The sequence below is a fragment of the Albimonas donghaensis genome (assembly GCF_900106695.1).
GTDB classification, from domain to species: domain Bacteria; phylum Pseudomonadota; class Alphaproteobacteria; order Rhodobacterales; family Rhodobacteraceae; genus Albimonas; species Albimonas donghaensis.
Genome location: NZ_FNMZ01000005.1, coordinates 22,879 through 42,145, shown reverse-complemented (window position 1 = coordinate 42,145; position 19,267 = coordinate 22,879). Strand labels below are relative to the sequence as shown.

The 19,267-nt window shown below is 72.1% G+C and carries 16 protein-coding genes; 4 read left to right on the top strand and 12 right to left on the bottom strand.

Annotated elements, in window-relative coordinates; translation table 11 throughout:
• Positions 1–31 precede the first annotated feature (31 nt).
• Together BLV24_RS14405 and BLV24_RS14400 are read right to left on the bottom strand one after the other, a co-directional pair.
• Entirely contained in the window at positions 32–643 is a 612-nt protein-coding gene (locus tag BLV24_RS14405; RefSeq protein ID WP_092682999.1) for a carbonic anhydrase, read from the bottom strand.
• 168 nt (positions 644–811) lie between these two features.
• Positions 812–1,327: a MarR family winged helix-turn-helix transcriptional regulator gene (locus BLV24_RS14400; RefSeq protein WP_092682997.1), complete on the bottom strand. Its 516-nt coding sequence runs from the start codon at positions 1,325–1,327 to the stop codon at positions 812–814.
• Positions 1,328–1,642: 315 nt separating this feature from the next.
• Here BLV24_RS14400 and BLV24_RS14395 point away from each other — a divergent pair, with 315 nt between their 5' ends.
• Positions 1,643–2,881: a CaiB/BaiF CoA transferase family protein gene (locus BLV24_RS14395; RefSeq protein ID WP_092682995.1), complete on the top strand. Its 1,239-nt coding sequence runs from the start codon at positions 1,643–1,645 to the stop codon at positions 2,879–2,881.
• Between the two features lie 32 nt (positions 2,882–2,913).
• On the opposite strand, the gene BLV24_RS22020 is transcribed toward BLV24_RS14395, so the two are convergent.
• The 5 genes from BLV24_RS22020 to BLV24_RS14370 form a co-directional block, all read right to left on the bottom strand.
• Positions 2,914–3,411 carry a hypothetical protein gene (locus BLV24_RS22020; RefSeq protein WP_092682993.1) on the bottom strand — a complete coding sequence of 166 codons (498 nt, stop codon included), beginning with the start codon at positions 3,409–3,411 and terminating at the stop codon, positions 2,914–2,916.
• A 266-nt stretch (positions 3,412–3,677) separates the two neighbouring features.
• Positions 3,678–5,309, bottom strand: coding sequence for a dipeptide ABC transporter ATP-binding protein (locus tag BLV24_RS14385; protein WP_092682991.1), 1,632 nt, complete (start codon positions 5,307–5,309; stop codon positions 3,678–3,680).
• Between the two features lie 2 nt (positions 5,310–5,311).
• Positions 5,312–6,202, bottom strand: coding sequence for an ABC transporter permease (locus tag BLV24_RS14380; RefSeq protein ID WP_092682989.1), 891 nt, complete (start codon positions 6,200–6,202; stop codon positions 5,312–5,314).
• The gene (locus BLV24_RS14375; RefSeq protein WP_092682987.1) at positions 6,199–7,224 is read right to left on the bottom strand and encodes an ABC transporter permease; all 1,026 of its coding nucleotides are present in this window, start codon (positions 7,222–7,224) and stop codon (positions 6,199–6,201) included. The genes BLV24_RS14380 and BLV24_RS14375 overlap by 4 nt, the downstream gene beginning before the upstream one ends.
• A 4-nt stretch (positions 7,225–7,228) precedes the next feature.
• Positions 7,229–8,845, bottom strand: coding sequence for an ABC transporter substrate-binding protein (locus BLV24_RS14370; RefSeq protein WP_092682985.1), 1,617 nt, complete (start codon positions 8,843–8,845; stop codon positions 7,229–7,231).
• 191 nt (positions 8,846–9,036) lie between these two features.
• On the opposite strand from BLV24_RS14370, the gene BLV24_RS14365 reads away from it, so the two are divergent.
• Positions 9,037–10,062: a LysR family transcriptional regulator gene (locus BLV24_RS14365; RefSeq protein WP_092682983.1), complete on the top strand. Its 1,026-nt coding sequence runs from the start codon at positions 9,037–9,039 to the stop codon at positions 10,060–10,062.
• 104 nt (positions 10,063–10,166) lie between these two features.
• On the opposite strand, the gene BLV24_RS14360 is transcribed toward BLV24_RS14365, so the two are convergent.
• Together BLV24_RS14360 and BLV24_RS14355 are read right to left on the bottom strand one after the other, a co-directional pair.
• The gene (locus tag BLV24_RS14360; RefSeq protein ID WP_218133430.1) at positions 10,167–10,709 is read right to left on the bottom strand and encodes a MarR family winged helix-turn-helix transcriptional regulator; all 543 of its coding nucleotides are present in this window, start codon (positions 10,707–10,709) and stop codon (positions 10,167–10,169) included.
• A 224-nt stretch (positions 10,710–10,933) separates the two neighbouring features.
• Complete coding sequence (locus BLV24_RS14355) at positions 10,934–11,635, bottom strand: fumarylacetoacetate hydrolase family protein (protein WP_092682981.1); 702 nt, start codon at positions 11,633–11,635, stop codon at positions 10,934–10,936.
• A 158-nt stretch (positions 11,636–11,793) separates the two neighbouring features.
• Between BLV24_RS14355 and BLV24_RS14350 the strand changes: the two genes are divergently transcribed.
• Positions 11,794–15,045 carry a P-loop NTPase fold protein gene (locus tag BLV24_RS14350; RefSeq protein WP_092682979.1) on the top strand — a complete coding sequence of 1,084 codons (3,252 nt, stop codon included), beginning with the start codon at positions 11,794–11,796 and terminating at the stop codon, positions 15,043–15,045.
• Positions 15,046–15,108: 63 nt separating this feature from the next.
• Here the strand turns inward: BLV24_RS14350 and BLV24_RS14345 are convergent, their stop codons facing one another.
• Positions 15,109–15,933 (bottom strand): GntR family transcriptional regulator, encoded by an 825-nt coding sequence (locus BLV24_RS14345; protein ID WP_176954765.1) that lies wholly within the window; start codon positions 15,931–15,933, stop codon positions 15,109–15,111.
• 324 nt (positions 15,934–16,257) lie between these two features.
• On the opposite strand from BLV24_RS14345, the gene BLV24_RS14340 reads away from it, so the two are divergent.
• Positions 16,258–17,001, top strand: a complete 744-nt coding sequence (locus BLV24_RS14340; RefSeq protein WP_176954764.1) for a tyrosine-protein phosphatase — start codon at positions 16,258–16,260, stop codon at positions 16,999–17,001.
• Between the two features lie 135 nt (positions 17,002–17,136).
• Here the strand turns inward: BLV24_RS14340 and BLV24_RS22255 are convergent, their stop codons facing one another.
• Together BLV24_RS22255 and BLV24_RS22605 are read right to left on the bottom strand one after the other, a co-directional pair.
• The gene (locus tag BLV24_RS22255; RefSeq protein ID WP_218133429.1) at positions 17,137–18,243 is read right to left on the bottom strand and encodes a carboxyl transferase domain-containing protein; all 1,107 of its coding nucleotides are present in this window, start codon (positions 18,241–18,243) and stop codon (positions 17,137–17,139) included.
• Positions 18,244–18,291: 48 nt separating this feature from the next.
• Positions 18,292–19,257: a biotin/lipoyl-containing protein gene (locus BLV24_RS22605; RefSeq protein ID WP_281242932.1), complete on the bottom strand. Its 966-nt coding sequence runs from the start codon at positions 19,255–19,257 to the stop codon at positions 18,292–18,294.
• Positions 19,258–19,267 lie beyond the last annotated feature (10 nt).

Here is a 19,267-nt window from a genome sequence, read left to right as displayed (position 1 = left end):
CGCCGCCCCCGTTTCGATCAGGGCCGGCCGGTCAGGCCTTCGGGCCCATGTCCCTGGCCAGCAGCGAGCAGTCCAGATCGCGCAGCTTGCCGTCCTTCAGCCCGTAGATCAGGCCGTGGAGATTGACCTCCTGACCCCGCGCCCAGGCCCTGCGGATCACCGGCGTCTCGGCGACCCGGGCGACGCTGTCCAGCACGTTCAGTTCGCAGAGCCGGTCGATGCGCTCATGCCGGTCGGTGATCCCGGCCAGCTCCTCCTGGTGGCGCCGCGCCAGACGGCGCACGGGTTCCAGCCAGTGCTCGGTCAGGCCCTCGGCCACCCCGTCCATGGCCGCGATCACGCCGCCGCAGCCATAATGGCCGGTGATCATCACCTCGCGCACCTTCAGCACGTTCACCGCGAATTCCAGCGTGGACAGCATGTTCATGTCCGAGCTGTGGATCACGTTGGCCACGTTGCGATGCACGAAGACCTCGCCCGGGTCGAGCCCGGCCACCACGTTCGCCGGCACCCGGCTGTCCGAGCAGCCGATCCAGAAGAACTCCGGCGTCTGCTGCGAGGCGAGGCGCGGGAAGAAGTCCGGGGACTTGGCGCGGACGGCTTCCGACCAGGCCTGATTGCGTTTGAGGATATCGTCGATCATCACGGGTCTCCGTTCGCAGGCGCCCATGCCGCGCGTCGGGCGCGGAGCCTTGCGCGCGGCGGTTCGTCTTCGGTCCCGGCGCGACGCCGGAATTGGCTTCAGTTACGACGCAGCGCAGCAACGGGCAAGCGCGCCGCGTCGCCCGGACTTCCCGTCGGCGACGAAAGCCTATTTCTCTTCGTCGAGCATCCGGCGCAGGTTGCGCTTCATGCGGTCGAGCACGGCCAGCGCGGCCCGGGTCTCTTCGGGCGCCACCCCGCCCAGCACCTCGGCGTTGAGCCCCCGCGCGATGAAGCGCATCTCGTCCAGCACATCGCGGCCCGCCGGGGTGATGACGATGCGCTTGGCGCGCCGGTCGGCGCGGTCGGGGCGGCGCTGCACGAAACCGCCCAGCTCCAGCCGGTCGATCAGCCCGCCCACCGTCACCTTGCCCACGTCGAGCCTGCGGGCGAGCTCGGTCTGCAGCAGCCCCTGGCCGTCGGATTCGTCCTGTCCCAGCGCCAGCTGCGCCAGCGCCCACCATTGCGAGCGGGTGATGCCCAGCGGCTTCAGGCGCTGGTCGAACAGGGTGCGCCGCATGCGCGAGACGTCATGGGCGAAGAAGCCGATCCGCATCTCCTCCAGCGTCGCGTCGCCGGGCGCGGCCGCCGCCGCGGCCTCGAGCGTGGTGTCCGCCTCCTTCATCGCTGAGTCGCGCCTCCCTGCGCGCCCGACTTCGCGGGCTGTCTTCGTCGTCGGCGGCCGTTGGGGCCTGTCGCGGCGACGGTTCCTCCCCCGATCCGCCGCATGTGGCGACGGCCGGATTTTCCCATTCAATACGCAATCCTTACGGCCGAACCAAGGCCCCCCGCGCGGGCGGCTCGCCCCGGCGTCCGCGCCAGGGCGGGACAGGTCCCCGTCGGCGTCTCGCGGCGCGACTTGCGTCGGGGCGCGCGGACGGGCCCAATAGGGTCCAAGTCCGGCGCGAGGCCGGCGTGAATCCGGGGAGGAGAGGCGGCCATGCTCAAGCTGCTCGAAGGCGTGCGCATCATCGAGGCGGGACATATCCTGCTGGGACCGCTGGCGACGCAGATGCTGGGCGATCTGGGCGCCGACGTCATCAAGATCGAGTCGCTGGACGGCGACACCTATCGCGGGCTCGGCCACGCCCGCATTCGCGGCGGCATGACCGCGCAATGGATGGCCAACAACCGCAACAAGCGCTCGGTCTCCATCGACCTGAAGGACCCCGAGGCCAAGGCGGCGGTGCTGGAGCTGGTGAAGGGCGCCGACGCCTTCGTGCACAACATGCGGCCCGCGGCGCTGGCGCGGCTGGGGCTGGACTACGACGCCCTGCGCGCGATCCGCCCGCAACTGGTCTACGCCCAGGCCACGGGCTTCGGGTCCTCCGGCCCCTATGCGGGTCGGCCGGCGGTGGACGACATCGTGCAGGGCTGGGGGGGCGTGGCCTCGCTGGTCTCGCTGCACCGGGACGAACCGGCGATGATCCCGATGGCGGTCAACGACCTGCTCTGCGGCCTGACGCTGGCCAACACCGTGCAGGCGGGGCTGCTGCGGGCGCGGGCCACCGGGCAGGGCTGCTTCATCGAGACCCCGATGTTCGAGACCGTCGCCACCGCGGTGATGAACCAGCATCTCAACGGCCAGGCCTTCCGCGACGACCCGGCCTCCGAGGCCGCGGGCTACGGCTACGCCCGCATGATGTCGCCGCATCGCAAGCCGGTGGCGACGTCGGACGGGCACATCATCCACACGCTCTACAATTTCCGGCACTGGACCGATTTCTTCACCGAGATCGGCCGCCAGGACCTGCTCGACAGCCCGATGATGCTCGACCGCTACGCCGCCGCCGCCCATGTCCAGGACCTCTACCGGATCCTGGCGGAGGAGATCCTGCCGACCCGCACCACCGCCGAATGGCTGGAGGTGCTGGGCCGGCTCGACATCCCCTGCGCGCCGGTGCTGGGGGTGGCGGACCTGGCGGAGGACCCGCATCTGCAGGCGGTCGGCCTGTTCCGCGACTACGAGCATCCCAGCCAGGGCCCCGCCCGCGACCTGCGCCTGCCGCTGGAAAGCCGGGACGTCGAGACCGGCCCTGACCGTCACCCGCCGGAGCTGGGCGAGCACACGCTGGATGTGCTGCGCGAGCTTGGCATCGACGAGGCGAAGATCAAGGAGATGGCCGCCCGCGGCGTGCTCAAGAGCTTCGGGCGCGACCCGGCGGCCGCGGCCGAATAGGCGGGCGGAGCCGATCGGACCCCGGGGCGGGCTCAGTCGCGCAGGGCGCGCATTTTCGCGTCGGTCGCCGCCCCCATGCGGTTGAGCGAGTTGTCGATCCGATCATAGGTCCGGATCTGGTCCGAGAGCGCCCGGCGCTGGCTGTCGATCGCCCGGTCGCGGTCGCGCCGGGCGCTGGCGGCCGAGTCCAGCCGACGCTCGGCGGCGGAGGCCCCGGTGACCGCGGACGCGCTGGCGGGGGGGCCGGTTTCCAGATCCCGCAGCGCCCGGTCATCGTCCCGCGACGGCTGCGCGATCCCCGCCTCGCGGCGTGCGGCGGCGCGCGCGCGGAACTGGGCCTGCGCCGCGGCCGCCGCGGCGGCGGGGTCCTGGGACGCGGCGTCCTGGGCCCGCGCAGGCGCCGCGGGCCCGATCAGAAGCCCGGTCAGAAGCCCGATCAGAAGGGTGGGCAGAAGGGTGGGCAGAAGCGCGGGCAGCGGGGCGGGCGCGAGAGCGCGAGGCTGGGCGTTTCGGCGGGTCGGGCCGGTCATGAATGGTCCTTTCCCCGGATCCAGTCCGGTTCCTGACCTCCAGATAAGGGCCGAATGCGGCGTGGCCATGCCGGCGGCCGCCGCAAGGGCGCCATCAACGCGGATGTGACCCGGCGCAGCGGCCTGAGGGGCGCGGCGCCGCGCCCCTCAGGCCGCTGCGCGCGGGACGCCTCAGGCCGCTGCGCGCGGGACGCCTCAGGCCGCTGCGCGCGGGACGCCTCAGGCCGCTGCGCGCGGGGCGCCTCAGGCTGCTGCGCGCGGGACGATCAAGCCGCTGCGCGCGGGGCGGGGGGCTTCGGCGCGGCGGAGAGAAGCTCCGCCGTGTACGGGTCCGCGGGGGCGGTCATCACCTGCTCGGCCGAGCCCTGCTCGACGATCTCGCCCCCCTTCATCACCACCACATGATCGCAAAGCAGCCGGACCACGTGCAGGTCATGGGAGACGAACAGATAGCTCATGTTCAGCCGCGCCCGCAGGTCCGCCAGCAGGTTCAGCACGATGGCCTGGATGGAGACGTCGAGCGCCGCCGTGGGTTCGTCCAGGATCAGGAAGGACGGGTTCACCGCGATGGCCCGCGCGATCCCCACCCGCGCCTTCTGCCCGCCCGAGAGCTGGTGCGGGAAGCGGTCCAGCAACGTCCGGGGCAGGCCCACGAGATCGGCCAGCTCCTCGATCCGCTGGCCTTGCGCGCGGCCGCGCAGGCCGGCCATGGCGCGCAGCGGCTCGGCGATGGTCTGGCGCGAGGTATGGCGGGGGTTGAGGCTGTCGGTGGCGTCCTGGAACACCATCTGGATGCGCGAGCGCATCGGGTCGCGGGCGAAGCCGGCGGCGGGGCGCTGCGCCAGGTCCGTCCCCTCGAACCGGATCTCCCCGGATGTCGGGTCCAGCAGCCGCACCACCATCGAGGAGGTCGTGGACTTGCCGCAGCCGGATTCGCCCACCAGCCCCACCGACTGCCCCTTCTTCACGTCGAAGCTGACGCCCCTGACCGCATGCACCGGCCCCGACTTGCCTGCGAAGGTCTTCACCAGGTCGCGGACTTCCAGCAGCGCCTCGTCGGTGATGCGGCGGGGCGGCTCGGGGGTGCGGACCTCGGCGGGGAGCAGCGAGCGGATCGAGGCGCCCGCCCGCGGGGTCGCGTCCACCAGCTTGCGCGTATAGGCGTGCGCAGGGCGGGAGAACAGCGCGCCCGGGTCGCCGGCCTCGACGATTTCGCCGTCCTTCATCACCACCAGCCGGTCGCAATACTGCGCCGCCAGCCCGAGGTCATGGGTGATGAGAATGGCCGACATGGCGCGTGCGCGGATCAGGTCCGTGACCAGTTCCATCACCGCTTTCTGGGTGGTGATGTCGAGCCCGGTCGTGGGCTCGTCCATCACCAGCAGGCGCGGGTCGCAGGCCAGCGCGATGGCGCAAACGATCCGCTGGCACATGCCGCCCGACAGCTCGAACGGATAGGCGTCGTAGCGCGCGGCGGCGTCGTTGATGCGCACCGCCTCCATGGCCCTGATCGCCTCGGCCCGGCCGTTCTGGCGGTCGGCGCGGGCGTGGCGGCGCAGCACGTCCTCGATCTGGCGTCCCACCTTGCGGATCGGGTTCAGGGCGGCGCGGGGGTTCTGGAAGATCATCGAGATCTCGCGCCCCCGGATCCCCTGCATGTCGCGTTCGGAGGCGCGGCGCAGATCCACGCCGCCATAGGTCGCCTCGCCCGCCTTGATGCGTCCGCCGGCGTCGAGAATGCGCATCAGCGCGTAGGAGGTGACCGACTTGCCCGATCCGCTCTCCCCCACGATGCCGAGCACCTCGCCCTCGGCCACGTCGAAGGAGACGCCGCGCACCGCGTCGACTTCTCCGCGCCGGGTGCGGAAGGCGACGGCCAGATCCTTGATCGACAGCATGCTCAGGTCCTCCGGCGCGGGTCGACCATGTCGCGCAGACCGTCGCCCAGCAGGTTGAAGGTGAAGACCGCGAACATCAGGCAGAGACCGGGGAAGATCGCCAGCCACCATTCGCCCGAGACGATGAAGTTCGCGCCCTCGGCCACCATGATCCCCCATTCGGCCGTGGGGGGCCGGACGCCCAGCCCGATGAAGGACAGGCCGGCGGCGTTGAGGATCGCCCAGCCCAGGTTCAGCGACACCTGCACCATCATCGGCGGCAGGGCGTTGGGGAAGATGTGCAGCGCCAGCACGCGGATGTCGGAGTTCCCCGCAAGCCTGGCGGCGAGCGCGAAGCCCGCCTCGCGCCGGATATTGACCTCGGCCCGCACGAGGCGGGCGTAGAAGGGGACGTTGATGATGGCGGTGGCGTAGACGATGTTCTCGATCGTGTTGCCCAGCGCGGCCACGATGCCCATGGCCAGCACGAACAGCGGGAAGGCCATGATCGTGTCCAGCACGCGGGACAGGGCCACGTCCAGCCAGCCGCCCCAGTAGCCCGCCGCGGCTCCCAGCGCCGAGCCGACCACGAAGCTGATCGCCACCGCGGCGACGGAGATCAGCAGGTCCAGCCGGGTCGCCACGATGGTGCGGGAGAAGACGTCCCGCCCCAGGTTGTCGGTGCCGAACCAGTGCGCGGCGGAGGGCGGCTGCAGCGCGATGGCCGCATCGGTGGCCAGCGGGTCATAGGGCGCCAGCGCGGGCCCCAGCACGGCGGCGAAGATCAGCACCGCGAACATGGCGAAGGCCAGCATCGTCACCGGGTTGTCCTTCAGGACGTAGACGATGTGGTCGAAGCTTCCCTGGCGCCGCGGGGATGCGGGCTTGGGCGCGGGTATGGTTGCGTCGGTCATTTGCTGTCGAACCCGATGCGCGGATCGATCAGCGAATAGGCCATGTCGATCACGAGGTTGAGCGCCACGAACAGCAGCGCCATGCACAGAACGAAGCCCTGGACGGCGGCGTAGTCGGAGGCGACCAGCGCCTCCACCGCGAAGGAGCCGATGCCCGGCCAGGCGAACACCTTCTCCACCAGCACATTGGCCCCCAGGGTGAAGGAGAACACCATGCCCAGCGTGGTCACCACCGGCAGCAGGGCGTTGCGGAAGGCGTAGGCGAACAGCACCTTGCGCGACGTCAGTCCCGCCGCCCGCGCGGTGCGGATGAAGTCCGAGGACAGCGCCGAAAGCATCGCCGCGCGGGTCATCCGCGCGATGGGCGCCATGGTGAACAGCGCCAGCGTCAGCGCCGGCAGGATCAGCTGGCGCAGGGCGGCGGCCCAGGTCTCGCCGTCGCCGTCCAGCGCCGCGTCGATGAGCAGGAAGCCGGTGACGGTCGGCGGCTCGATATAGATGAAGTCCAGCCGGCCCAGCGGCGAGGGCGCCCAGCCGGTCAGGTAGTAGAACACGTAGATCAGCACGACCCCGGTGAAGAAGGTCGGCAGGCTCACCCCCGCCGTCACCAGCACCCGGCACAGGTGGTCGACCCAGGACCCCGGCCGGGTCGCGGCCAGCACCCCCAGCGGCACGGCGATCCCGCAGGAGATCAGCAGCGCGGTCAGCGTCAGTTCCAGCGAGGCGGGCAGGCGGCGGGTCAGCTCGTCCAGCACCGGCTGCCCGGTGCTCAGCGACTGGCCGAGATCGCCGCGCAGCAGGTCCCCGCAATAGCGCAGGAACTGCTCGGGCATGGACTTGTCGAGCCCCAGCTTGGCGCGGGTGGCGGCGATGGACTCGGGCGTGGCCGCGTCCCCGGCGAAATAGGCGGCCGGGTCGCCCGGCAGGGCGCGGGTCAGCAGGAAGCTGACCAGCACCACGCCGAGCACCACCGGGATGGCCTGCGCGAGCCGCATGAGAACGGCTCTCAAACGGCTCGGCATCGGGTCAGGCCTTGGTCAGCTTGCGGGCGTCGAGCTCGCGGTGGAACCAGTATTCGTATCCCTCCGCCCCGTTGGATGCGACGTTGAGCGCCGGCTGCCAGAGCGGGATGCGGGGCAGGTCCTCGAAGGCGATCTCGAACATGCGCTGGACGGCGGGGGCGTATTCGGGGTTGTCCACCGGCATCTTCAGGGTCTTGGCGACCAGCGCCTCGATCTCGTCGTTCTTGTAGTTGGACGAGTTGAACAGGTGCCCGTCGAGATAGGCCCAGAAGAAGTAGTAGCAGGGATAGTTCAGCCAGCCGCCGAAGGTCTCCAGCGCCAGCGGCAGGCGCTTTTCCACGAGGCTCGCGGTGCGCCAGTTGGCGCCGGGGATCTTGTCGATCTGTGTCGTGATGCCGAGCTTGGCCAGGTTCTCCTGGATCAGCAGGGCGGTCGGCTCCATCCAGTCGGCCTGGGAAAGGTCGATGGAGAAGGGAACCTCGAAGCCGTTGGCGAAGCCCGACTTCTCCAGGTGCGCCTTGGCCTTGTCGAGATTGTATTCATAGGGCGAGGGCTGCGGCCAGGCCGGGCCGTCCACGCCCTTGCCGCCCCACATCGGCACGCCGCGGCCATAGGCGGCGGTCTTGAAGATCTGCTCGTAGGGGATGGCGTAGGCGACGGCCTTGCGCACATCGGGGTCCTGAAACGGCTCGAAGTCGTAGTTCAGGGAGACGACGTAGATCGCGTTCTCGATCGGGGTCGAGTAGACGGCCACGTCGTCCATCGCGTCCAGCTCGGCGGCGTCCTTGTTGGGGATGTTGTAGGACAGCTGCACGTCCCCGCGCTCGATCAGCGCGCGGCGGGTGGACTGGGACGGGACCTCGCGCAGCACCACGCGCTTGGCGCCGGGCAGGGGGCCGCCGGTCCAGTCGTCGTTGCGCTCATAGACCAGCTGCTGGCCCGGATCCCAGCGCACCACCTTGAAGGCGCCGGAGCCGATGGTGTTCTTGTGGACGAATTCCATCGCCCACGGGTCCGCCTCGGTGGCGTTGGCCCTGGCGACGGCCGAATTCAGGATGAACGGCACCGGCACCGCGAGGTCGGGCAGGGCCAGCTTCGAGGCCTCGTCGAGGGTGACGGTGAAGGTCTCGTCATCCACGGCGGCGAACTGGTCGGGCCGCTCCAGCCCGCCGGCCTTCATCTGCACGGTGGGGAAGCCGCCGACCGACACGGCGCGGTCGAAGGACCATTTCACGTCATGGGCGGTGACCTTGGATCCGTCCTGGAACCTGGCCTCGGGCTTGATCTTGAAGGTGTAGACCGTGCCGTCATCCGACACCGTCCAGCTTTCGGCCAGCTCGGGCTCGATCACCGAATAGTCGTAGGACAGGCTGCCGTCCGGCATCTCCTTGGTCCCGAAGGACACCAGCCGGTCATAGCAGTTGACGGCGACCTGGTAGGAGGGGCGGTTGGTGCCGGTGCGGTGCAGGTCGAGCGAGTTGATGGTCTGGCCCATGACCACCACCACCGTCTCCTCGCCGGCCGCCTGCGCGTATTTCAGGAAGGGCAGCTGCGAAGCGGCGATGACCGCGCCGCTGGCTCCGAGTTTCAGAAATCCGCGTCGGCTGGGGGTGATGTCCATGGTCCGCTCCTCTGTCGCTGGGTCGTCGCCGTTCGGCGTTCGTTCGGGTCTGGTCCGGGCGCGATTCCGGCGGCGCCGCGTTTGCGAAAGAAGGTGCGGCCAGAGGGTGCGTCGCACAATTGCTCAAAACGCAGAGACGTGGTTCCCTATTTGCAGCACTCCGGAAGACGCCCCCATATGAAAGACGCGCCATGAGACACTTGCAGACCCTGCGCCTGATCGAGGCGGTGGCCCGCGCCGGCTCCATCCGCAAGGCGGCGGAGGACATGGCGATCACCTCCTCGGCCCTGAACCGGCGCATCACCGGCTTCGAGGAGGAGTTCGGCTATCCGATCTTCGAGCGTCTGCCCCGCGGCGTGCGCCTGAACCCGGCGGGAGAGCTTCTGGTCCAGCATATCCGGGCGCAGATCTCGGACCTCGCGCGGGTGCAGAGCCAGGTGGCGGACCTGTCGGGGGCGCGGCGGGGGCATGTCTCCATCGCCTGTTCGCAGGCGCTGCTGCCCTATTTCCTGCCCGAACAGATCGCGGTTTATCGCCGGGCGCATCCCGGCGTGTCGTTCTCGGTCCGGGTGCGCGACCGGGTGGCGGCGGAACATGACCTGTCGGAGTTCCGCTCCGACCTCGCGCTGGTGTTCGAGCCGGTCTATCTCGCGGATTTCGAGGTGCTGTTCGCCATGCGCCAGCCGGTTTTCGCGGTGTTCGCGGAGGATCACCCGCTGGCGGCCAAGGAAGGCGAGCTGCGGCTGCGGGATTGTCTCGCCTGGCCGCAGGCGATGCCGACCCATCCCTACGGCGTGCGGCACCTGCTGGAGATGGCGGTGCGCGGGCGGTCGCTGAGCATCGATCCCACCGTGGAATCCGAGAGCTTCGAGTTCCTGCGCCACTATGTGCGGCACGAGCAGGCGGTGGCCTTCCAGATCCCCATCGGCCTGAAGTCGCTGACCGGCGGCGGGGTGACGGCGCGCGAGGTTTCGGTCCGCGACGTGCCGGCGGGGCATCTTCTGCTGGGTCAGATGCGGGGGCGGTCGCTGCCGGTGGCCTCGGCGCGCTTCGCGAATCAACTGGCCGGGGCGATGGCCGAAATGGGCGGCGCCACCGGCGAGCCTGCGGACGCGTCCGCGGGCATCGGGTCGACGGGGATCGGGTCGACGGGGATGAGCGCGACGGGGATGAGCGCGAAGGGGATCGGGGCCGCGCCGCTTGCCCGCGGCGGCTGAGCCGCCGCCCCCCGGTCATGCGAAGCCGCGACCATGCGGAGCCGCGACCGGGAGGGGGCCCTCCCGCCCGCGCCCCCGATCGCGGTCCCCCCGCAGGCGGGATGTCAGCGGCGCTTCTGGGGGGCGCGGCTGAAGTCGTTGTTGCCCTCGGCGAGCTTGCGCAGCAGGCGCACGAACTCGGCGGCCTCGTCCGGGTCGAGCGGCGCCAGCGCGCGCTCCTGCGCCTTGATCGCCGCCGGTTCGGCGCCGATGACGACGTCGGCCCCGCGCTCGGTGATGGTGACGATCTTGGCGCGGCGGTCGCGGCGCGACTGGGCGCGGACCACGAGGCCCCGCTCCTCCAGGTTGCGCAGCACCACCGCCACCGTGGTCCGGTCCAGCGCCGCCAGCCCGCCCAGGGTCACCTGGTCGAGCGGCCCGAACTGGCGCAGCACGCCGAGCACGGCGAATTGCAGCGGCGTCAGGTCGTGCGCGCCGCATTCGTCGAGAAACAGCGCCACCACGATCTGGTGGCAGCGGCGCAGAAGATGGCCGGGCAGGTCGGGAATCGACATCGGCGCGGGTTCCGCGCCGATCGCGGCCGCCGACAGGACGCCGGGCATGGCGGAGGCGGCCGCGGTCCCGCGCGGGTCGTCGTTCGCCATCATGATCTGGCTCTCTTCAAGGTCAAAACGAAATCCTCCCTGACCGGCCCCACCTCGCGGGGTGGGACGCGGTCTCAAGCTGTGAACCGTCGACAACAATATTGACGTAACGGCGCCATTGCGCGCGGATCAACCCCCGCGGGCGGACGTCGGCTCGGGCAACTGGTCGCGCCCTGCAATGATCGCAGGCATGGGGCGATCGCGCAACTTGCGCGCGACCGCGAGGATCATGCCGCGGGAGGCGCGAAAGCGAATACGGCGGGGCTCAGTCCCGCGACCTCGGTCACGCAGCGATCGCCGGCGACCAGCGCGCCGACGCCCGCCGGGGTGCCGGTGTAGATCAGGTCGCCGGGGGCGAGCGTCACCGTGCGCGACAGGATCGAGATCACCTCGGGCAGGGACCAGATCATCTCGGCCAGGTCGCCCTTCTGGCGCACCGTCCCGTTGACCGAGAGCGAGATCGCCCCGGCCTCCGGGTGCCCGACCTCCGAGACCGGGTGCAGCGCGCCGCACAGCGCCGAGTTGTCGAAGCCCTTGGCCAGGTCCCAGGGGCGGCCCATGGACTTGGCTTCGGCCTGCAGGTCGCGGCGGGTCAGGTCATTGCCCGCGGCGTAGCCCCAGACATGGGACAGGGCGGCGTCTTCCGCGATGTTCGTGCCGCCGAGGCCGAGCGCCGCGACCAGCTCGCCCTCATGGTGCAGGTCGGCGGTGGCGGGCGGGTAGGGGATGGTCTGGCCGCTGTCGAAGACCGCATCGGCGGGCTTGGTGAAGAAGAACGGCGGCTCGCGGTCGGGATCCTTGCCCATCTCGCGCGCGTGCGCCGCGTAGTTGCGGCCGACGCAGAACACCCGGCGCACGGCGAAGCGGGCGGAGGTTCCCGCGACGGCGACCGAGGCGTGGGGCGCCGGGGGCAGGACGAATTCGGTCATGGCGGGGTCTCCGGGGGTCTGAACGCTGCGATCATGCGCTTGGTAGCGCGCCTGGGCACGACTGTCCCGCTTTCCGCAACATGCGCAAGGGCGCAGACAGGCGGGGCCGGGTGACGCTACGTTGGCGGTCGACGTGATGCGCAATCCCGGAGGCCGCGATGGCCGAACCCCCTCCCGAGAAGATGTCGAAGGCGTCGGCCCGGCCTGCCGCGAAATCCGCGCGCGAGGGGCGGGAGGCGGCCGCGGACCTTGCGCCGGACCCGCCCCCCTATCCGGCACCCGGCGAAGAGGAGGATGACTTCCCCTTCACCGCGCAGGAGGAGGCCCGAACGGCCGCGCGGGGGATCCTTTCCGACGCCGACGCCGACGCCGACGCCGACGCCGACGCCGCGCCTGATCCCTCCGCGCCCGACATCGGCCCCCTCGCCGGCGCGGCCGGCAAGGCGCTGGAGCTTGACGGTCTGCTCGCCGGCGCCGGGGGGATGAAGCTGTCGGACACGCTGGCCGAGACCCTGCGCCGGGCGCTCGACTACCCCGCCGCCCCCGACGTGCCAGGGCCCGAGGGCGCGCCGGTTCGCCTGATCACCCCGCTCGCCTATCTCGCCGCCGCGCTGGAGGAAGCCGACACCAAGGAGGAGCGCGACTGGGCCACCGCCCAGGAGGCCGCCTTCGACTGGGCCGTCTCCCGCCCCGAGGGGTTTTCGGACGACCCCGCGATCCGCCCCGACGACGCGCGGCCGGCGCCCGTCCCTGGCGCCGCCGCCCGCGCCGCCCTGGCGCCGGACCTGACCGACCTCGTGATCGAGGCCGCGCGGATCGTGCGCCGCACTCATGCCAACCAGCGCCGGATCGACGCCCGCCACCTGCTCGCCGCCCTCGCCGGGGCTCCGGCCGGGGCCCAGGCGCTGGCCGATATGGGGCTGCTGCGGCCCGACCCGGCGCAGGCGCTGGCCGAATTCCGCGACGCGCAGGCCGCGCATGTGCTGGCCCAGCGCACCCGCTTCGAGCGCGAGCGCGCCTGGCGCGAGGTGTTCGATGCCATCGACCCCGCCGGCCTCGCCGCCGGCCTGCGCCCCGCGGCGCCGGCGCCCGCCCCCCTGCCGGACTTCCGCTCCGACGACGTGACGCGCGCGCGCGAGGGCGGCGGCTGGCTCGCCGCCGACCGGCTGGGGGCCGCCGCCGACGCCCGCGCCTTCGCCGACCTGATCTGCCTGGAGGAGGCCCGCCCGCCGCTCGCCATCGGGCTTTTCGGGGCCTGGGGCTCGGGCAAGTCCACCTTCATGCGCATGATCGAGGAGGGCGTGGAGGACAACCGCGCCGCCGCCATCCGGCTGGCCGGGGCCGGGGAGCCGTCGCCTTTCGTGCGCAATGTCGTGCATGTCTGGTTCAACGCCTGGCACTATCTGGACGCCAATCTCTGGGCCTCGCTGGTGTCCCACATCTTCCGGGAGCTGGACCGGCAGAGCCACGGTGACTCGCTTGATTTCCTGAAGGAGGCGCAGCTCGAAGCGCTGATTCGAGAGCTCGCCACCGCCGAAGCGATGACGAAAGAGGCCACCGCGACCGCCGCCGCGCGCCGAGCAGAGGTCGCAAGAGCCCGCGAGAAGCTGTCGACGCTGGAGGCGGGCCGTGCGGCGCAGTTCCTGCGCCTGGCGCGCGCGGCGCCGGACATGCTGGACCCGGAGGCGCGGGCGAGGCTGGACGCGGCGCTGAGCGAAATCGGTGTGGTCTCCGCCGGCGGCTCCCTCGCCGATCTGGGCGATCTGGCGGCGGAGGGGCGGCGCCTCGGCGGGCGGCTGGGGCTGGTGCTCGGCTCGCTCACCTCCGGGCGGCGCGCGGCCTGGAGCCCGCTTCTGGGCCTCGCGCTGCTGGCGGTCGGCGGCGTCGGCGCGCTCTGGCTGGCGGAGGCGGGGCTGCCCGCCCGGCTCGCGGAATTCGGCGCGGCGGCGGCGGCGGGACTGGGCGCGCTGACCGGGGCCGCCGCCTGGCTCGCGCCGCATCTGAGGCGGGTCAACGCCGCCCTGAAGCCGGTCTTCGAGGCCGAGGCGAAGGCCCAGGCCGAACGCGACGGGGCGCGCGCGGAGCTGGAGCGGCTGGAGGCCGAGCAGGCGGCGCAGGAGCGCGACCTGGCGCAGGCGCGCGAGGACCTCGCCGGGCTGCGCGCGCTGGCCCGCGGCGAACGCCCCGCGGAGCTGCTGGCGCATTTCATCGAGGACCGGGCCGGGGGCGAGGGCTATCGCCGCCATCTCGGCCTGCTCAGCCGGATCCGCGACGACTTCGAGCTGATGTCCCGGCTGATGCGCGAGCGGGCGACGGGCGCGGGGCAGGGCGGCGCCGACGACCTGCCGGGGATCGAGCGCATCGTGCTCTATATCGACGACCTCGACCGCTGCCGGGACAAGCAGGTGGTGGAGGTGCTGGAAGCGATCCACCTGCTGCTGGCCTTCGACCTGTTCGTGGTGGTGGTCGGCGTGGATTCCCGCTGGATCGAGGGGGCGCTGGGCCGGTTCTACCGCCGCCAGCTGACCCGCGACGGGGCGGAGGGGCCCGCGGACGCCGGCGATCGCCCCAGCGTGGCGGATTACCTGGAGAAGATCTTCCAGGCGCCGTTCCGCCTCCGCCCGCTCGATTTCGGGGAGGGCGGGGGCTATGCGCGGCTGGTCGACGATCTGCTGGGCGAACCGGCGCCGGAGGAGGGCGACGGGGCGCAAGCCGGGGACCCGCCGGCCCAAGGGGGCGACGCGCCCTCGGCCCCTGCCGCCCCGCCGGCTTCGGGGGGGCTGACGGTCCACGACCTCGCGCCCCCGCCGCCGCCCGAGACCGCCGCCGCCCTCTACGCCCGCCTGCGTCTGACGCGGGCCGAGCGCGACGCCATCGGCGCGCTCGGCCCGGTCATCGGCGCCTCGCCGCGCAAGGTGAAGCGGTTCGTGAACCTCTACCGGCTGATGCGCGCGCGGCGGCGCGGGGCGGAGCTGGAGGCGTTTCTGGGGGATGGCGAGGGGCCGGCGCCCTTCCGCATGGCCCTGCTGTGGCTGGCCATCGAGACGGGGTTGGGGCCGGAGGCCGTTCGGCGGTTCGCGGAGGCGATGCGGATCGACGACCTCTGGTATCCTGCCAGGATGGTCGAGGGGTTCGACTGGGATGCGTGGATGGCGCCCGCGCCCTACGCGGCCGCGCCGGTTGGCCGGGATCGTTCGGCTTGGGGTCACGATCAGGCGCGCCATGCCTTCTGGGCCGCGATTCCCTCGCGCCTTTCACGCGCCGCGCTGGCGGAGGCCCTGCTGGGGGTGGACGGGCTGGAGATCGACGCGGTCGTGGCCGTGGTCTCCGAAGCCGAGCGGTTCTCCCTGCGCGGCGGCGAAAACCTGTTCGAAGGGTTGGACCGCGGCGCGTCCGATCCCGGCGGGTGATGGCGGGTTCGCACCCGCCCTACAGGGGCTTCGCCGGGCGTGTGATGTGCCCGAGGCTGCGTCTCACCCCTCCGTAATACGCACCTGGCGGCGCGGGTCCGCGGGGGGGGCGCCGGGGATGGAAAACACCTTCAGGGTGCGGTCGCGGTTGTCGTGCAGCAGATCGCGCACCGCCGCCTCCGCCGCCGCTCCGTCGCGGGCCCGGATCAGGTCCAGCGCCCGCCGCCAGCCCGCCGCGGCCTCCCGCCGGCGGGCGGCGGTCTGGTAATCCACCTGGTGCTCGCGCCAGATCAGGCCCCACAACGTGCCCTCGGCGAAGGAGACCAGCATGGATTTCATCAGCGCCGACCGGCTCGCCCGCCCGATCGCCGCCCCCACCCGCGCCGAGGCCAGCGCGCAGGTCAGCGGATCGGCGCCCGCGTCGTCGGTCAGCGCCTCCAGCCGCTGCACCCGGTCCTCGATCTGCTCGAAATCCTCGGGCTCGCCCAGGGCCGCCGCATAACGCGCCGCCAGCCCCAGCAGCGCGGCGCGCACGTTGAAGGTGTCCGCCACCATGTCGTTGTCGATGGAGGCCACGAAGGCCCCGCGCCGGGGGAAGATCTCCACCAGCCCGCGCTTCTCCAGCTCCCGGATCGCCTCGCGCACCGGCCCGCGGGAGACGCCGAAACGCTCCGCCAGTTCGACCTCTCCGACCCGCTGGCCGGGCTGGAACTCGCCGCCCAGGATCCGTCGCGAGACGTCGTCGGCGATCTGCTCGGGCAGGGTGCGCGGCCGGCGCGTCCAGTAGAAGGCCCGGATCATGTCGTCGGAGGCGCCGAGGCCGGATCCCGGTGGCTCAGGGTCCGCGGGCCGGTTCTCGACAAGACGGGGCGCGAAAGGTTCGGTCATGTCTCTCCGGATGGCGACGGGCGGCGACGGGTGGCGGCGGCGGGCGGCGGGGCGGAACGGCGAAGGCGCGGAAACCGCGGGTGAAAATGGCATTGCCGTGGAGGTTAGCGCGAGGGCGCCCGGTTTTGAAGAGCGATTGTCGTTTGTTGACAGCCCCAACCTTGGCCCCCCGACCCGGCCCCCGCCTCAACCCCGGCCCGGTTCTGCGTCGCCCTGTCGCCGGGGAGCAAGGACGGATTCGGCGTTAAGGAAACCTGACCGATGGGCCCGAAACAACGGGCGAGGACAGGGAGGGCGCGTCCGCCGCGCCCGGGAGGACCCGACATGAGCCGCCAATTGCACCCCGATGCCCCGAATTTCCGCTCGCTCTGCTTCATGCCGCTGGCCGGCGGCAGGCGGGTGCGCGAAGGGCGGTTCTACCGCTGCGCCAGCCCGCACAACTACTCGGACGCCGCGCTGGCGCAGATGGAGGCGCTGGACCCCTACGCGGTGGTGGATTTCCGCGGCGTGGACGAGGCCGCGGCCCTGCCCTACACGCTGCCCGGCGCCATCAAGGGCCGCCGCGTCGCCATGCCGGTGGAGCCCAAGACCGGCGACCGGGTGCGCGCCCTGCACGACGCCGGCGCCCTGACCGAGGCCACCGCCCGCGAGGCGATGCGCGAGACCTACCGCTATTATGTCCGCGACAACGGCCATGTCTTCGCGGAGTTCCTGGCCCTGGCGGCGGAGGCCGGTGAAAAGCCGATCGTGTGGCATTGCGCGGCGGGCAAGGACCGGACCGGCTTCGCCGCGGCGATGATCCTCACCGCGCTGGCGGCGTCGCGCGACGCCATCGTGGCGGACTACCTGGTGTCCAACGAGCTGTGGAAGCCGCATTCGTCCTCCTCGGTCTCGACCCTGCCGCAGATCGCGCGGGACGCGCTGGCCAAGGTCGAGGGCGCCTATCTCGACGCGGCCTGGGAGGCGCTGGAGGCCGAGCACGGGTCGCCGGAGGCCTTCGTCGCCCGGGCGCTGGGCGGCGAGGCCGGCATGGAGGCCTTTCTCGCCGCCAAGACCGAGACGGTCTGAGATCGCCTCCCGCTCGCCCGGCCCGCGCCCCGTCTGACCGGCGCGAGGGCGGGCGGGTGGGGAGCGACGGTCGGGCGGGGCGGGGGCTGGGCGGGGGCTGGGCGAGGCGGGGCCTTCCCGCCCCCCGCCGCCTTTTCACCAGGCGTCGATCATCGGCCGCCGCGCGTCCCTGGGCAGGGTCGCTCGCGGCATCGCCCGCAGCGCCGCCGCCAGCCGGGCGCGGATGTCGGCCGGGTCGATCACGTCGTCGACCGACAGGTAGGGCGCGATGTTCACCGCCTTCCCGACCGCGTACATGCCCGCCACGATCCCGGCATGGCGCGCCTGCCGGGCCTCCGGGTCGGGGATCGCCTCCAGCTCCTTGCGAAACCCGAGCCGCGCCGCGCCCTCCAGCCCCATCGCCCCGAACTCGCCGGTCGGCCAGCTCAGCGTCATCCGGCTGCTCTCGTGGAAGCTCCCGCCCGCCATCGCCATGGCGCCCAGCCCATAGGCTTTGCGCAAGATCACCGAGAACATCGGCGTCCGAAGGCTCGCCCCCACCAGGAACATGCGTGAGAAACGCCGCACCGTCGCCCGCGTCTCGGATTGCGGCCCGACCATGAAGCCCGGCGTGTCGATCAGCGACCGGATCGGCACATGGAAGGCGTCGCACAGTTGCAGGAAGCGCGCGGCCTTGTCGGCCTCCTCCGCATCCACCGCGCCGCCGCCCAGCGCGGGGACATTGGCGATGACCCCCCAGGCCTTGCCCTCGATCCGGATGAAGGCCGTGGCCAGCTGCCTGCCGAAGTCCCGCCGCAGCTCCATGACCGAGCCGACATCCGCCAGCCCCTCGATCACCGCGCGCACGTCATGGGCGCGCAGCCGGTTCTCCGGGATCACATGGCGCAGGCGGCGCGGCTCCGGCGCCTCCCAGCCCGCGAGATCGCCCTGGAAACAGGCGAGGCAGCACCTGGCCTGCGCCGTCGCCTCCGCCTCGTCCGCGACCACCAGGTTCACCACTCCGTTGGGCGACTGGACCGAGATCGGCCCCACCGCCTCCGGGCTGACCGCGCCGAGCCCCGCGGCCTCGATCATCGCGGGGCCGCCCATGCCGAGCGAGGCGTCCTCGGTCGCGATCACCACGTCGCAGCAGCCGGCCAGCGCGGCGTCGCCCGCGAAGCAGCGGCCCGAGACGATGCCGGCCAGGGGCGCCACCGCCGACATGCGGGCGAACTGCCAGAAGGTCGGGTTGGCGAGGTTCACGCCCGGCCGGTTGTCGGTGTCGCCGGGCCGGCCGCCGCCGCCCTCGGCCTAGACCATCACCGCGCAGCGGGCCTTTTCCGCGTCGAGCAGCGCGCCGTTGACCGCGCCGACGCCCGCCACCAGCCCGTCGGCCGGCGAGATTTCGCGCAGCAGTTCCTCGGGATGGCGCGAGCGCTGGGCGGCCACCGCCAGCGCGCCGTATTCCACGAAGCTCCTGGGATCGCAGAGATCCGCCACGTTCTCCCGCGCTGTGCGCTTGCCCTTGGCGCGGCGCTTTTCGACGGCGGCCGGGCGGCCCTCGTCCAGGCCTTGCCGATGGCGGGCGAGGGAGCCCGCGAGGTCCGGGCGGATATGGTCGAGGTCGATCTCCGCCGCCGCTTCCGGCCCGGCGCCTTCGATCTCGGCCGGCTCCAGGAAGGCCAGCGGGGCGCCCTCGTCCACCCTGTCGCCGATCCCCGGCGCGGCGCGAAGGATGCCGGAGAACGGGGCCGTCACCACATGCTGCATCTTCATGGCCTCCAGCACCGCGACCGGAGCGCCTTCCCGCACCGCCTCTCCCGGCGCCGCAGGCCGTTCCGCCACCACGCCGGTCAGGGGCGAGACCACCGGCCGCGTCCCCGCGGGGCCGTCCAGAGCGGGGCCGCCCAGCGCGGGGCCGTCCAGCGCCGGGCCATCCTCCGCCGCGGCGCCGGCGCCCGCGAACAGCACCGGGCGCCCCTCTCCGGGCGCGGCCAGCGCGGCGGCATGGGCGTCCACGAATCCGATGTCCACGGCGTTGGCGCGGACCTCCTCCATCCGCAACAGGTTCATCAGGAAGGGGAGGTTGGAGGGCGCGCCCTCCAGCCGGAACTGGCCCAGCGCGCGATAGACGCGCTCCGCCACTCTGGCGAAATCCCCCCGCCCCTGCACGATGACCTTGGCGACCAGGCTGTCGTAATGCGGGCTGGGCGCATAGCCGCCATAGCCCGCGCCATCCACCCGCACGCCGGGGCCGGAGGTTCCGTCGGGCTGCATGACCTCGAAG